Source organism: Aggregatibacter sp. HK296 (assembly GCF_980469475.1).
Genome location: NZ_OZ413142.1, coordinates 1,702,696 through 1,717,038, shown reverse-complemented (window position 1 = coordinate 1,717,038; position 14,343 = coordinate 1,702,696). Strand labels below are relative to the sequence as shown.

At 44.7% G+C, this 14,343-nt stretch carries 14 protein-coding genes; 3 read left to right on the top strand and 11 right to left on the bottom strand.

Annotation, left to right across the window (positions count from 1 at the left end):
• From AC30SH_RS08085 to ilvG, 6 genes are all read right to left on the bottom strand, one after another.
• On the bottom strand, nucleotides 1-921 hold the full coding sequence (locus AC30SH_RS08085; RefSeq protein WP_048750123.1) for a hypothetical protein: 921 nt from the start codon (nucleotides 919-921) through the stop codon (nucleotides 1-3).
• Nucleotides 922-1,079: 158 nt separating this feature from the next.
• Complete coding sequence (gene ilvA, locus AC30SH_RS08080; RefSeq protein ID WP_048750122.1) at nucleotides 1,080-2,621, bottom strand: threonine ammonia-lyase, biosynthetic; 1,542 nt, start codon at nucleotides 2,619-2,621, stop codon at nucleotides 1,080-1,082.
• Between the two features lie 210 nt (nucleotides 2,622-2,831).
• Nucleotides 2,832-4,670 carry a dihydroxy-acid dehydratase gene (gene ilvD / locus AC30SH_RS08075; RefSeq protein WP_048750121.1) on the bottom strand — a complete coding sequence of 613 codons (1,839 nt, stop codon included), beginning with the start codon at nucleotides 4,668-4,670 and terminating at the stop codon, nucleotides 2,832-2,834.
• 36 nt (nucleotides 4,671-4,706) lie between these two features.
• Entirely contained in the window at nucleotides 4,707-5,342 is a 636-nt protein-coding gene (locus AC30SH_RS08070; RefSeq protein ID WP_005715854.1) for a hypothetical protein, read from the bottom strand.
• Nucleotides 5,342-5,557, bottom strand: a complete 216-nt coding sequence (gene ilvM, locus AC30SH_RS08065; RefSeq protein ID WP_005715857.1) for an acetolactate synthase 2 small subunit — start codon at nucleotides 5,555-5,557, stop codon at nucleotides 5,342-5,344. The genes AC30SH_RS08070 and ilvM overlap by 1 nt, the downstream gene beginning before the upstream one ends.
• Before the next feature lie 4 nt (nucleotides 5,558-5,561).
• A complete protein-coding gene (gene ilvG / locus AC30SH_RS08060) occupies nucleotides 5,562-7,214 on the bottom strand; it encodes an acetolactate synthase 2 catalytic subunit (protein ID WP_314885912.1) in 1,653 nt (550 codons plus the stop codon).
• A 153-nt stretch (nucleotides 7,215-7,367) separates the two neighbouring features.
• Between ilvG and AC30SH_RS08055 the strand changes: the two genes are divergently transcribed.
• Nucleotides 7,368-8,186 (top strand): Cof-type HAD-IIB family hydrolase, encoded by an 819-nt coding sequence (locus tag AC30SH_RS08055; RefSeq protein ID WP_314885910.1) that lies wholly within the window; start codon nucleotides 7,368-7,370, stop codon nucleotides 8,184-8,186.
• Nucleotides 8,186-8,572, top strand: coding sequence for a fluoride efflux transporter CrcB (gene crcB / locus AC30SH_RS08050; RefSeq protein WP_314885909.1), 387 nt, complete (start codon nucleotides 8,186-8,188; stop codon nucleotides 8,570-8,572). The genes AC30SH_RS08055 and crcB overlap by 1 nt, the downstream gene beginning before the upstream one ends.
• On the opposite strand, the gene AC30SH_RS08045 is transcribed toward crcB, so the two are convergent.
• From AC30SH_RS08045 to AC30SH_RS08030, 4 genes are all read right to left on the bottom strand, one after another.
• Nucleotides 8,550-9,473, bottom strand: a complete 924-nt coding sequence (locus AC30SH_RS08045; RefSeq protein ID WP_314885949.1) for an alpha/beta fold hydrolase — start codon at nucleotides 9,471-9,473, stop codon at nucleotides 8,550-8,552. The genes crcB and AC30SH_RS08045 overlap by 23 nt on opposite strands.
• A gap of 128 nt (nucleotides 9,474-9,601) precedes the next feature.
• On the bottom strand, nucleotides 9,602-10,681 hold the full coding sequence (fbaA, locus tag AC30SH_RS08040; protein ID WP_109128352.1) for a class II fructose-bisphosphate aldolase: 1,080 nt from the start codon (nucleotides 10,679-10,681) through the stop codon (nucleotides 9,602-9,604).
• A 125-nt stretch (nucleotides 10,682-10,806) separates the two neighbouring features.
• Nucleotides 10,807-11,970 carry a phosphoglycerate kinase gene (pgk, locus tag AC30SH_RS08035; protein WP_109128353.1) on the bottom strand — a complete coding sequence of 388 codons (1,164 nt, stop codon included), beginning with the start codon at nucleotides 11,968-11,970 and terminating at the stop codon, nucleotides 10,807-10,809.
• A gap of 131 nt (nucleotides 11,971-12,101) precedes the next feature.
• On the bottom strand, nucleotides 12,102-12,797 hold the full coding sequence (locus tag AC30SH_RS08030; protein ID WP_314885906.1) for a ribonuclease T2 family protein: 696 nt from the start codon (nucleotides 12,795-12,797) through the stop codon (nucleotides 12,102-12,104).
• A gap of 66 nt (nucleotides 12,798-12,863) precedes the next feature.
• On the opposite strand from AC30SH_RS08030, the gene AC30SH_RS08025 reads away from it, so the two are divergent.
• Entirely contained in the window at nucleotides 12,864-13,124 is a 261-nt protein-coding gene (locus AC30SH_RS08025) for a YfhL family 4Fe-4S dicluster ferredoxin (RefSeq protein ID WP_032997744.1), read from the top strand.
• Nucleotides 13,125-13,183: 59 nt separating this feature from the next.
• Here AC30SH_RS08025 and AC30SH_RS08020 read toward each other — a convergent pair whose 3' ends face one another.
• Nucleotides 13,184-14,260 carry a tRNA/rRNA methyltransferase gene (locus AC30SH_RS08020; protein WP_485861489.1) on the bottom strand — a complete coding sequence of 359 codons (1,077 nt, stop codon included), beginning with the start codon at nucleotides 14,258-14,260 and terminating at the stop codon, nucleotides 13,184-13,186.
• Nucleotides 14,261-14,343 lie beyond the last annotated feature (83 nt).

Below are 14,343 nucleotides of genomic sequence, written 5' to 3'. Positions count from 1 at the left end.
TTATTCCCCTGATGGTTCGGCAAAATAGCGTTTTTGACGCGCTAATTTTTCTTTTAATAATGGTTTAAGTAAGCGTTTGATGACCGCAGAGAGCGGCACGACCGTGAGAATCAGTATAATTAAAAAGAGAATATAAAAATAGAGCACAACACGGCGAAAACGCGGTGAAATTTGACCGCACTTTAACAGCAATTTGCCCCACAAATAGAAACTACGGTGACCGACTTTCTCACTCATCATCAGTTTTTCGTCAATTTTGACTGCACCCATGTGACGAAAGAGCGCGTTATTGAGCGGTTGGTCTTCATTCAGGGTTTCTGCCAATTTGGTGCCAAAGCGTTGCATGTCATGCAGTTCATCATCGCTAATGCCGGCACTGGGAAGCCATGAAAAATAACGTTTCTTTCCACTTAACATCCAAGCGGGTGTGGTGATAAAACTCGCCCAAGAATTGGATTGATCGGTTTTCACCACATTGCCAATCAAGTTTGCGTCAAGTGCGGTCAGCATTTTTTTCATTTTTTCCTGTGCCATTAACCACATATTACGACAGCCGATAAGTGTGATCACCGGTGTATTCTTCAAAATCTTGGCTTGCTCTGATTGCAAAAAGGCGGTGATGGGCTGTGAAGGTGACAAGAACCAAACTGTATAAGCAATGATGACTAAATCATAGTGTTTTTGTTGTAATTCGGGTGTTTCTATTGGTGCCGGCTTTAGGTGTACCGATTCCGGAAATTGATTAAAAAACGGAATAAATTTCCAAGGAAAGGTATAAGGTTGAAGCGGACGAATTTTATATTCTTCGATCACGGTGTTTTCTTGTTGTTTTAATGGATGAAGAAAATGACTGGCCAGCGCGTCAAGCTGTCCTGTTTGAGAGTAAGAAACTACTAAAATATGTTTTTGAGCGTCTGACATAGGTTAGAAATATTGGACTAAATATAAAGGTTAGATTTTATCCTAATTTTGATGAATTTTTAATTGCTATTACAAAGAGACGTTATAAGAAAATCCTCAATAAAAAAGACCGCACTTGACGATTTAAGATCAAAGTGCGGTCTTTTTTTTTAAGGGTTTTAACGCAAAAAATAACGATATGACTTGGTGTCGGTGACGTCTTGATAGACGTAGTCCAGTTTTTCTAAGGCGTTTTCAAGCTCGGCAACATCGCATTGTTCCAACTGAAATCCTGCGAGGATGTTGCCGTAGTCGGCACCGTGGGCGCGATAGTGGAAGAGTGAGATATTCCAACGGTTTTGCAGCGTTTCAAGGAATTTCAACAATGCGCCTTTTTGTTCCGGGAATTCAAAGGTGTACAGGCGTTCGCCGTGATTCGCGACCCGCCCGCCCATTAAATAACGAACGTGGGTTTTAGCGATATCATCGTCGGACATATCTTCCACATCAAAGCCATTTTGTGTGAGATCGGCGATGATGTCGGCTTTTTCCTGTTCATCTGCCGTACGAACCCCCACGAAGACACAGGCGCGTTTGTCATCAGCATAGCGATAGCTGAATTCCGTCACCGCGCGGCTACCCAGTACATGGACGAATTTTAAGAAACTGCCGGGTTTCTCAGGCATGGTGACAGCAAGCAAGGCTTCGCGATTTTCACCGATTTCGCAACGTTCGGACACATAGCGAAGGGTATGGAAATTCAAGTTGGCACCGGACAAAATCGCCGCCATGTTTTTGCCTTGAATGTTGTGCTGTTTGACGTATTTTTTCAGACCGGCTAAGCCTAAGGCTCCTGAGGGTTCGGATACGGCACGGACGTTTTCAAACAAATCTTTCATCGCGGCACAGACTTCATCGCTGTCCACTAACACCATGTCGTCTAAATAGCGTTGGCACAGGCGGAAAGTTTCATCACCAATACGTTTTACCGCGACGCCGTCGGCGAATAAGCCAACGTGTGCTAAATCCGTCGGTTCGCCTTTTTCTAATGCGACTGTCAGGCAGGCTGAATCTTTGGATTCCACACCGATGACTTTAATTTCCGGCATGAATTGTTTCAGTAAAATTGCCACACCGGCGGCCAAACCGCCACCGCCCACTTGCACGAAGACATAATCCAAATCTGCCACTTGTTGCAACATTTCCATCGCTAATGTGCCTTGCCCGGCAATGACTAACGGATGGTCGAAAGGCGGAATAAACGTCATGTTTTTTTCTTTGGAAAGTGCAATAGCCTTAGCCTTGGCTTCATCGAAATTAGCACCGTGCAATAACACTTCGCCGCCAAAACCACGTACTGCATCCACTTTAATGCTTGGGGTATTTTGTGGCATTACGATAAGGGCTTTTAAACCGAGTTGTTTTGCCGATAATGCCACGCCTTGCGCGTGGTTGCCTGCTGAAGCGGCAATCACCCCTGCTTGCTTTTGTTCAGAAGAAAGACTGGAAATCATGGCATAAGCGCCACGCAGTTTGAAGCTATTAACCGGTTGGCGGTCTTCACGCTTAATCCAAATGTTGTTATGCAGACGGTCGGATAATTTGCCCATTTTTTGTAACGGCGTGACTGTAGCCGCTTCATAAACGCGTCCGCCAAGTTTCACGATAGCGTTGATGTAGTCGCTTTGGGTGGGTTGTGGGTTGGTGAGTAGGGTTTTCATAATATCGTAGTACGTTTAGCTCGCCAGGTTATTCATTTATGTTAAGGGCTGGGATAAATCCCATCTTGTAAGCGCGGTTATTTTTCTAACCATTTAAAAAACACTCAGAAAAATGACCGCACTTTATTGAATTTTGTTGTAGGGACAGGTTTTATACCTGTCCCTGTTCGATATTGATAAGGACAGGCATAAAGCCTGTCTCTACAATTTTTATTTTAATAAGGTTTTATCACGCACCGCACCTTTATCTGCGGATGTGGCGAAGTGGCCAAATACTTTTAAGGCGAAAGACACTTCACGTTGGCGGTTTGCCGGTTGCCAACCTTTGGCATCTTGCTCGGCGCGGCGTTTGGCTAATTCTTCATCGCTGATGTTGAGGTTAATCGTGCGATTTGGAATGTCGATTTCGATAATATCGTCATCCTGTACTAAACCGATAGCGCCACCGGAAGCCGCTTCAGGCGAGGCATGGCCGATAGATAAGCCGGATGTGCCGCCAGAAAAACGTCCGTCCGTTAACAAGGCACATTTTTTGCCTAAGCCCATGGATTTTAAATAGCTGGTCGGATAGAGCATTTCTTGCATACCCGGGCCGCCTTTCGGGCCTTCATAGCGAATCACAACGACATGACCTTCTTTGACTTTGCCGCCTAAAATCCCGGCAACAGCGTCTTCTTGGCTTTCAAATACGATGGCACGACCGGTGAATGTCCAGATGGATTCATCCACGCCTGCGGTTTTGACGATACATCCGTCTTCGGCTAGATTACCAAATAATACGGCCAATCCGCCCTCTTCGGAAATGGCATTTTCTTTATTGCGGATACAGCCGTTTACACGGTCATCGTCCACGCTGTCCCAACGGCAATCTTGTGAGAAAGCTTGGGTGGTACGGATGCCTGCAGGGCCGGCACGGAAGAATTTGTGCAATGCTTCGTCTTTATTGCGAATAATATCGTATTGATTTAATTGTTCTTCCAACCTCATGCCCAACACGGTTTTGGTGTGTCGGTGAATTAAACCAGCGCGATCCAATTCGCCCAATAAGCCCATAATCCCGCCTGCGCGGTGTACGTCTTCCATGTGGTATTTGTTAGTGTTCGGGGCGATTTTACTTAAGCAAGGCACTTTGCGAGATAAACGGTCGATATCGGCCATTTTAAAATCTACGCCGGCTTCTTGCGCTGCGGCAAGTAAGTGTAAAACGGTGTTACTGGAACCGCCCATGGCGATATCTAAGCTCATGGCGTTTTCAAAGGCGTCAAAAGTGCCGATGGAACGTGGCAATACGCTTTCGTCATCTTGTTCGTAATAACGTTTGCACAGTTCGACAATTTGGCGACCGGCTTTTAAGAATAAGTCTTTACGGTCGGCGTGTGTGGCAAGCATAGAACCGTTGCCCGGTAAACTCAAACCAAGGGCTTCCGTTAAACAGTTCATGGAGTTGGCAGTAAACATCCCTGAGCAGGAGCCACAAGTCGGGCAAGCGCTGCGTTCAATGGCATCAATACGCTCATTACTGACATTAGGATCCGCTGCTTCAATCATCGCATCGACTAAATCTAAGCGGATGAGTTGATCGGAAAGTTTGGTTTTGCCGGCTTCCATTGGACCGCCTGAAACAAAGATGGTCGGAATATTCAAACGCATTGCCGCCATTAACATTCCCGGGGTGATTTTGTCACAGTTGGAAATGCACACCATGGCATCGGCGCAGTGGGCATTGACCATGTACTCCACGCTGTCTGCAATCAAATCACGGCTTGGTAAGGAGTAAAGCATCCCGCCGTGTCCCATGGCAATACCGTCATCCACCGCAATGGTGTTAAATTCTTTTGCCACGCCGCCGGCTTTTTCAATTTCCGCCGCGACCAGTTGTCCCATGTCTTTTAAATGCACATGTCCCGGCACGAATTGGGTGAAAGAGTTCACTACCGCAATAATGGGTTTGCCGAAGTCATTTTCTTTCATCCCTGTTGCACGCCATAAGGCACGTGCACCCGCCATATTACGACCCTGAGTGCTGGTCGCTGAGCGTAGTTTTGGCATAAATAAGTTCTCCGAGTAAATTTTTAGGGTTTGTTTTTATTTTCCAGATAAAGACTGAATTGCATAAAAAGGTAATGAGATAATTGCTAACGGTACAAAAATAATCATTGCCGCTGATGCTCGTCCAGCTACTGTAACGTTATCCTCTGTTGCTTCAGCACTGAATCTTTTTTCTTGACGATATTCTAAGTACTTAGTTTCTAAAGGTTTAATCAATTTGGCTTTTTTCAAAATCTCATTTTTATTTTTAATATCAACAATTTCACCATCTTTCATTATAAAAAATATATTATGTTCATGCATATAGTAATATTTTTGTCCATAGAGCTCATTAGATTGCTTTTGAGTAAGCTCTTTATCATTAAAATATAATGTTAATGTAGCTTTCACTTTGTTTTTTTCAACATCTTTGGCGATAGAATGAATTTCCACAGATGATATGTTTTTTACGTAAGGTGATCGTAAGATACGAATTAAATCTCCAGTTTCACTATATTCTGAACCGGCAAAGTGATAACTATTAAGTTGCCCTATAGCATAAATGTTGTCTTCTGCTATAAAGAAAGAGTGTATTACTTCTTTTTGAGAAGATAGTTCTTTATCTTGTAATGAAGTGCATCCAAATAGTACGAAAGTAATAAGTAACCCCAATAACAAACGTATATTTTTCATTATTTAATCTCCACCACATCATAAATTTTCTCTAACTGACTGACCAACAAATCCAAAGTGCGGTCGGATTTTACTGTGAATTTTAACCGCACTTTGTCGTCAATCAGTTGCATATCCATTTGAGTCACGGTGAAACCACGGTGGCGGGCTATACGGAGAATGCGTTCTAATACTTCGGGGCGGTGTTGGGCGGTGAGGTCGATTTGGTGTTCCATGTGATTACTCCATACTTTCCAACATATCTGCGTTGCACGCGCCCGGCGGCACTAGCGGCCACACGTTTTCATCGGAATGAATGCAAATATGCAATAAATAAGCCTCTTGGCTGTTGAATAAGCGTTCTAGTGCGGCGTCCACTTGGTGGGCGGAATCAATGCGTTCTCCTTTAATGCCGAACGCTGAGGCGAGTACCACGAAATCCGGGTTGTCGTCCAGAATGGTGCTACTGTGACGCGCATTGAAGAAGAGGGATTGCCATTGGCGCACCATGCCGAGACGTTGGTTATCCAATAACACGATTTTAATTGGGGCTTTGCCGCGACCAATGGAGCCGAGCTCTTGAATGTTCATCATAATAGAGCCATCGCCAGTGACTAAAATCACGTCATCTTCCGGGCGGGCTTTTTTCGCACCGATGGCAGCAGGCAAGCCGAAACCCATGGTACCGAAACCGGCGGAGGTGATGAAGTTTTCCGGGGCGTGATGTTGCACGTGTAATGCCGACCACATTTGATGTTGTCCCACATCGGTGACGACGATAGTTTCCGGTGTTTTTTGGCGTGAAATGCTGTTGAGCAACCATAACGGATTAATGAGCTGTTCGCCGCCATGTTCACCGTAGCTGAACGCAAATTGTTGTTTATATTGCGCGACGGTTTGTTGCCAAGGGGCAATATCAAGCGGCACGCTCAGGCGTTCCAACGTGGTGATTAAATGGCCGCGTAATGCCACATCAGGGCGGCGTAATTTACCTAATTCAGCGCCATCAATGTCCACATGAATCACTTTCGCGTGTGGCGCGAAGGTGTCGAGTTTACCGGTCACGCGGTCATCAAAACGTGCGCCGAACACGAGTAATAAATCGGCTTCTTGCGTCGCATAATTGGCGGCTTTGGTACCGTGCATGCCGATCATGCCGAGATAATAAGGATCGTCAGGTGATACCGCGCCAAGCCCTTTTAAGGTGACGACACTTGGCATTTGGGTCGTATGTAAGAAATAACGTAATGCCGGCACGGCGCCTGCCATACCTACACCGCCGCCGATATACGCCATCGGGCGTTTGGCGTGTTTTAATAAGGCAAGGGCTTGCGTTAATTGTTTGTCGCAAAGTGCGGTCGTTTTTGGCGGCGGATTCACGATAGGTTTTGCGTTGGTTGGCGCAACTTGTACGTCTTTCGGCACATCGATCAATACCGGGCCTGGTCTGCCACTTTTGGCAATTTCAAAGGCTTTGGCAATAATTTCCGGTAATTCGTCGATGTTTTGCACGATGAAACTGTGTTTGGTGCAGGCAAGGGATAAGCCTAGCACATCCGCTTCCTGAAAGGCATCGGTACCGATAAGTGGAGAGGCAACTTGGCCTGTAATGGCAACGATAGGAATGGAATCCATTAAGGCATCGCCTAAACCGGTGATTAAATTGGTTGCGCCTGGGCCGGAAGTGGCAATACATACGCCAACTTTGCCGGAGGCACGCGCATAGCCAATAGCCGCCATGGCAGCACCTTGTTCGTTACGGCAAAGTAAATGGTCTAAGCCGGAATCGTAAATTGCATCATAGGTCGGCATGATGGCACCGCCGGGATAGCCGAAAATGGTATCCACGTGATGTGCTTTTAAGCACTCGATGATTAAATTTGCACCGTTCATATTCGTAGCTGTGTTCAATTGTTAGGGACGCGATTTTTTCATGTGAAAGGTTTAATCTTTTATTACATTTCCTAAAAAAATTCAAGAAAACCGCCAATATTTTTATGCAAAATTTGCTACCATTAGCCATTATGTCATTTAAGGTGAAAAATTATGCAAAAACGTCCCTATCGCGCCATCGTGTCGGACATGGATGGAACCTTACTGAACGAACATCATGTTATCGGTGATTTTACTGCGCAAACCTTGGAACATCTGTATGACAACAAAGTCGATATTATCCTTGCCACGGGGCGTAATTACTTTGATGTATCCAGTATTTTAAAGAAAACCAAAGTGAAAGAGGCAGTGTTGATTACGTCAAATGGCGCACAAGCACATAACTTACAAGGGGGGTTATTACTAAATAATTCCTTGCCGGAAGAGATTGCGTATCAAGTGATGAATTTGCCCTTTGACGATAAACGAGTCTGTGTGAACAGCTATCAGGCGGATGGCTGGTTTATCAACAAAGATATTCCTGAACTTTACAAGTATCACAAAGATTCCGGTTTTGTGTACGAGGTGGTGGATTTTAAGCAACATCACGGACGAGATACTGAGAAAGTGTTTTTCATTGCCCGCACGCCGGCAGATTTGGTGGAATTGGAACAACGTCTTCGTCAGGACTTCGGCGAGAAAATCAGCCTGACATATTCCACGCCGATTTGCTTGGAAGTGATGAATAAAAATGTGTCAAAAGCCACCGCACTTGCGCAGGTAATTGGGCAACGGGAATACGGTTTGCAAGATTGTATCGCCTTTGGTGATGGTATGAATGACGTCGAAATGCTGGCAGAAGTCGGCAAGGGATGCATTATGGGAAATGCCGATCCGCGCTTAGTGCAGGCGTGTCCACAGCTAGAAGTGATCGGTCGCCATGGACATGAAGCCGTTGCGTCTTACCTTCGCGCGATTTTTGGGATTTATTGATGCCGGTATTATCTTCTTTACTCTGGATTAGCGGTGGTGCCGTGCTCGGCGCTTGCTTGCGTTGGAGCTTAGGGCTGTTGCTCAATCCGTGGTTTACAGCTTTTTCTTTCGGCACGTTGATCGCCAATTATTTAGGTTGTTTTATTATTGGTGTGTTGTTTGCCGTTTTTTGGTCTTTTCCCTCTCTTCCTTCTGAATGGAAACTCTTTTTAGTCACCGGTTTTCTTGGCAGCTTGACTACCTTTTCAGCATTTTCGATCGAAGTTGTGGAAAATTTGTTGAACGGCAAATTTTCTATCGGCATTGGATTAATTGCCGCCCATGTTTTTGGCAGTTTGCTTTTTACTGTTTTTGGCGTGTGGCTTATGCGTTATGTGTTGAAGTAAAAAATGCCTGAATTTGCTGTAACACCGGTGAACGAATAGCATCGGTTTCAAACAGAATTTCATGTTTTGCCCCGGCGATTTTTTTCAGACTGCCACACATCAAAAGTGCGGTGAGTTTTTCCAACGTTTTATTATTGACGATTTGTTCTTGTTCCGCTTCTAACACCAATACCGGTGTTTCGATGCGTGGCAAAATTTTTGGCAAATTCTTAATGGCGATCAGACACAAATACGCCCAACGGAAAGTCGGTCCGCCCAAACGAATCTCCGGGTTAGTTAAATTAATTTCATTCATTCTTTGCATACGCGTGCTGTCATGGCTTAACAAATTCTCCTGCACATCCACCGGTTTATAAGGCCCTTTGCCGAATACATAATGTTTTCCTTGTCCAAATAACATCATGAAATTCAGCGCGATTTCATCCCGAATAGGGTGGCTTAACGGCATGCCAAAAAAGGGTGCGGAAAAAACTGCACGTCTAATTTGGTGATCAAAATTGGCTAAATAGTAGGTCGAAATCAACGCCCCTAAAGAATGGGCGAGCAAATATTGTTGTGCGTAAGGATAAAGTGCGGTCAGATTTTCGATGATTTTTGCCATGTCCTGCGCATAAAACCGAAATTCGTCCAAATGTCCTTTTTCGCTGTCCGACAATAATCGTTGTGAATAGCCTTGACCGCGATGATCAAACAGCAACACATCATATCCCTGCGCATAGAAATCCTGTGCAATTTCCGTCCATTTCAGGATGTTTTCTACTCGTCCATTCACCAAAATGACCAACTTATCGGCAGCCGGCTGGTGAACACAATGTCGATAAGCCAATCGGCATCCACGTTGCCCCTCAAGGTATTGTAGGGGAAATTGTTCGGCAAATTGGTGTAATGGGGTATTCTCTATGTTGTGCATGGTAAATGAGCTGTTGAGGCAAAAGGCTTCAAAATAAAAAGAGAAAAAAATAACCGCACTTTAAAGTACATCTCAAAAAGTGCATCTAAAGTGCGGTCGGTTTTCAGCGTGTTTTTAAATTATAAAACGTCAACGCAGTTTAAGTCTTCGAAAGATTGTTCTAAGCGTTTAGACATAGACTCTTCCATTTTGCGTAACCAAACGCGTGGATCGTAGTATTTTTTATTCGGTGCATCAGGACCTTCTGGGTTACCTAATTGACCTTGCAAATACGCTTCGTTCGCTTTGTAGAAGTTGAGAATACCATTCCAAGCCGCCCATTGGGTGTCGGTGTCGATATTCATTTTAATTGCGCCGTAGCTAATCGCTTCACGAATTTCTTCGCGGGAAGAACCGGAACCACCGTGGAACACGAAATTAATTGGTTTTGCCGGAAGGTTGCGTTCTTTGGCAACGAACTCTTGGCTTGCACCTAAGATAGATGGTTTTAATTTTACGTTACCCGGTTTGTACACACCGTGTACGTTACCGAATGCGGCTGCAACGGTAAAGTTCGGGCTAACCGGATTTAATTGGTCGTAAACATAAAGCACATCAGACGGTTGGGTGTAAAGACGAGATTCATCTACACCGGAGTTGTCCACGCCATCTTCTTCACCACCGGTGATACCGATTTCGATTTCAAGGGTCATGCCCATTTTGTCCATACGGGCAAGGTATTCACGGCAGATTGCCATGTTTTCTTCCATCGGCTCTTCGGAAAGGTCAAGCATGTGGGAAGAGAATAGTGGACGACCGGTTTCAGCGAAGTGTTTTTCACCGGCTTCAAGTAAGCCGTCGATCCATGGAAGTAATTTTTTCGCTGCGTGGTCGGTGTGTAAAATGACCGGTACGCCATATTCTTTGGCTAAAGTATGAACATGTTTTGCGCCTGCAATCGCACCTAAAACGTCAGGGCGAGCACCGCTGGTCGGTTTGATGCCTTTACCTGCGTAGAATGCGGCACCGCCATTAGAGAATTGAATAATTACCGGCGCTTTCACGCGGGCAGCCGTTTCTAATACGGCATTCACGGAGTCGGAGCCGACGCAGTTTACGGCAGGAAGTGCGAAGCCGTGTTCTTTTGCGTATGCGAATACTTTTTGAACATCTTCACCGGTAAGCACTCCCGGTTTGACGATATCTAATAATTTAGCCATTTTCGTTTTTTCCTTTTGTGTTGGGTGGGTTGAACCCACCATTTGAAGAATTTGTTTTACGTTTTTGATTGATAGCACGCATCAGGCGACACGTGCTATGACGATCTTACGCAGAAAAAGTGCGGTTAGTTTTTCGCACGTTTTTCGAGGATTTCTACTGCCGGTAACACTTTACCTTCGACGAATTCTAGGAAAGCACCGCCACCGGTAGAGATGTAGGAAATTTTATCTGCGATACCGAATAGGTCGATAGCAGCAAGCGTATCACCACCGCCTGCAATGGAGAACGCATCGCTGTTAGCAATGGCGTGAGAAATGATTTCTGTTCCTTTGCGGAAGTTCGGGAATTCAAATACACCCACCGGGCCGTTCCATAAAACGGTTTTCGCATTTTTGATGATTTCTGCTAATTGTTCTGCAGATTTATCGCCGATGTCGAAAATAGATTCGTCATCTTTCACTTCGGTCACGGATTTTTCTGTCGCCGGTGCAGTTTCGGAGAATTCAGTCCCTACGCGAACATCTACTGGCACAGGAATGTCTGTGCTTGCCGCTAATTCTTTAGCAACCGGGATTAAATCGGCTTCGTATAAGGATTTACCCACGTTATGGCCTGCGGCAGCAATGAAGGTGTTCGCAATGCCGCCACCCACGATAATTTGGTCGGCAATTTTAGAAAGTGAGTTTAGCACTTCTAATTTGGTAGAAACTTTAGAACCACCTACGATAGCCACCATTGGACGTGCAGGTTCTTTTAACGCTTTACCTAACGCATCTAATTCTGCTGCAAGTAATGGACCTGCACAGGCAACCGGTGCAAATTCTGCAACGCCGTAAGTAGAGGCTTGTGCACGGTGTGCTGTACCAAAGGCATCCATGATGAACACATCACAAAGTGCGGCGTATTTTTTACCTAATTCCGGATCATTTTTCTTTTCGCCTTTGTTGACGCGCACGTTTTCTAATACCACGATTTCACCGGCGTTCACTTCAACACCGTCAAGGTAATCGCGTACTAAGCGTACCGGGACATCAAGATGTTCGTTTAAATAATCAACAACAGGTTGGAGGGAATCTTCAGGTTTGAATTCACCTTCGGTCGGACGACCTAAGTGAGAAGTGACCATTACTTTTGCGCCTTTTTCCAAGGCTAATTTTAAGGTTGGGATGGTGGCACGGATACGCGCATCGGATGTGACTTTACCGTCTTTTACCGGCACGTTTAGGTCGGCACGGATAAATACGCGTTTACCATTCAAATCTAAATCGGTCATTTTAATTACTGACATAATTTACCTCTTTTTACTGGTTAAAATTAAAAACTGTTGGCATTATACCCGTAACTGAGTAGCTTGTAACCTGAATTCAAGGGCTCAAATTCAGGATTACACATTTCATTGATCCATGTCGAATTATTGGATTAATAACCGGTTCGACTGCTTGGGCAATCCATAATTTGCCAGTTTAAATCGTAACAAATAAAGAGCTCGTTACGTGCGGCACCAAGATAAACATCCCTTAATTGCGGGTTGTTTTTTCGCATCCATTTAAACAGTTCGGTACGGCTTAATTCATAGTTCGGTAGCTTCAAAGTGCGGTATAAAATTTTGATCTTTTCAAAATAATCCTGCGCATTGTTAAACATACACGCGCCGTGTTTTTCCCACTCGCCTTGTAATAATCCGGCGCTCGGTACTTCAGGCAAATAGCGTTCAATAAGGTCTTGCGGTAATTTTGGCAAATCGCCCTGACAAAAGCGCGGGTGATCGGCGACTCTTCGGGCTTGTTTGTTTTGTGACCATAATCCATGCACAATCCAACCGAATTGTTGGGTTAAGCCACATTGATATTGCAAAGAGGTCGGCAAATTATCGCCGTATTGTTGACGTTGTCGTTCACAAAATGCCGGCGACCAAGATAACACGAGGGTGTAATAATCGGTTTGTGCCTGTTTATTTTGCCCGATAGGATCGTTTTTCATGACGTAATCGTAATTACGATCAACAACCACCTCCGCCGCTTGTTTCTGTTGAGAAAAATAATACCAACCGGCAAGTAAAAACATTAAAAATGCCACCACAAAAAAAGACAGTAGCAACATACGTTTCTCGTTCATAAAATTCCTTTCACTTTGTTAACGTATTGATTATAATCCGACCCTTTCATTTTCCCCGAGGACGCTATGGCTCTACTCATCACTGACAAATGCACGAATTGCGATATGTGCTTGCCGGAATGCCCGAATGAAGCAATTTCAATCGGCGATGAGATCTATGTCATCGATCCTGAACTCTGCACCGAATGTGTCGGTCACTACGACACGCCCACCTGTCAAAAAGTTTGCCCTATCAGCAAATGTATTATCACCGACCCAGATCACGTGGAAAGTGAAGAACAGCTGTGGGAACGTTTTGTGTTAATTCACCACGGGGATAAACTGTAACGCATTTGAAAGTGCGGTGAAAAAAGAGGGCGTTTTTACCCGCCCTAACTTTTCTCGTTTTATCTAAAATACCATTTTGCCAGTAAAATGCCGGCATTGACCGATACGTTTAAGCCATTTTTCAGTGGGCTGGCAAATGCCAAACGAACCTGTTCATCGTTTTTCTCTGATAAAGCCTCTGTCACGCCTTCACTCAGCACAAAAACCGTCTTATTTTTTAACCGCACTTTATCCAATGCTGTTGCGTTTTCATCGCTACTTACGTGAATGATTTGATAACCGGCTTGGCGTAATTGAGAAAGCGCATTGCGGGTGTCATTGGTTTCCAATACACGCACATATTCCGTGCCGCCTTCTGCGACACGTAACGTCACAGCTGAATTGAGGCTTTCGGCGTTTTCCACCACAATATTTTTCACCCCGAAAAAGGCGCAAGTGCGTAAAATACCGCCAATGTTTTGTGCGTTGTTCACATTATCTAACAACACCAAGCAATCTTCTTGATGCGGCACATCCAAATAGCCTTGCAACGTAAATGGATGGGCTTTTTTCACCAACATACAAATGCCGCCGTGGTGTTCTGTACCGCTGACTTTGATCATCTCGTCGTTGTCTACAATGTGATACACCTTTTTATTGGTAGCTAAATAACTGCAAATATCCCCAATTTTATGCGCCATTTGTACGGTTGCCCACAAGCGCACAATGCTTCCCGGGCGTTGTTGGAATAAGGCTAAACACGCATTTTCACCATACACTTTCATTTCTTCTGCACGATTTTTTTTGATTTTTTCCGGTGCGCGTGGTGACAATGGGCCGGTTTTTTTCTCTCTCGGCTTATCATCGAAACGACTGCTTTTGACGGTCACTTTCACGTTGCCTTCCGCACCACCGGCTTTTTTCATAGTGCTTTCGGCAATATGTAAGGTTTTTTCTTGGCTTTCAGCGCGTTTAAATTTCGGCTTAGTATTTCTGTCGTTATCTCGCTCTCTGCGAAATTCTTGGCGAGAATCGGTTTTTGAGGAGGTAAAGTGCGGTCGATTTTTATCGCGTTTTTGACGGTCGTCACCGACACTGCGTTCGGAAAAAGTACGGTTGTTTGATTTGAAAGTCGGTTTGTTTGAATTTTGGTTCATAGTTGTGTTGCCGATAGGGTGGATGAATGGAATAAATTTGCGCTGTAGGCAATAAATTTGTGAGCATTATAACGAAAACCAGC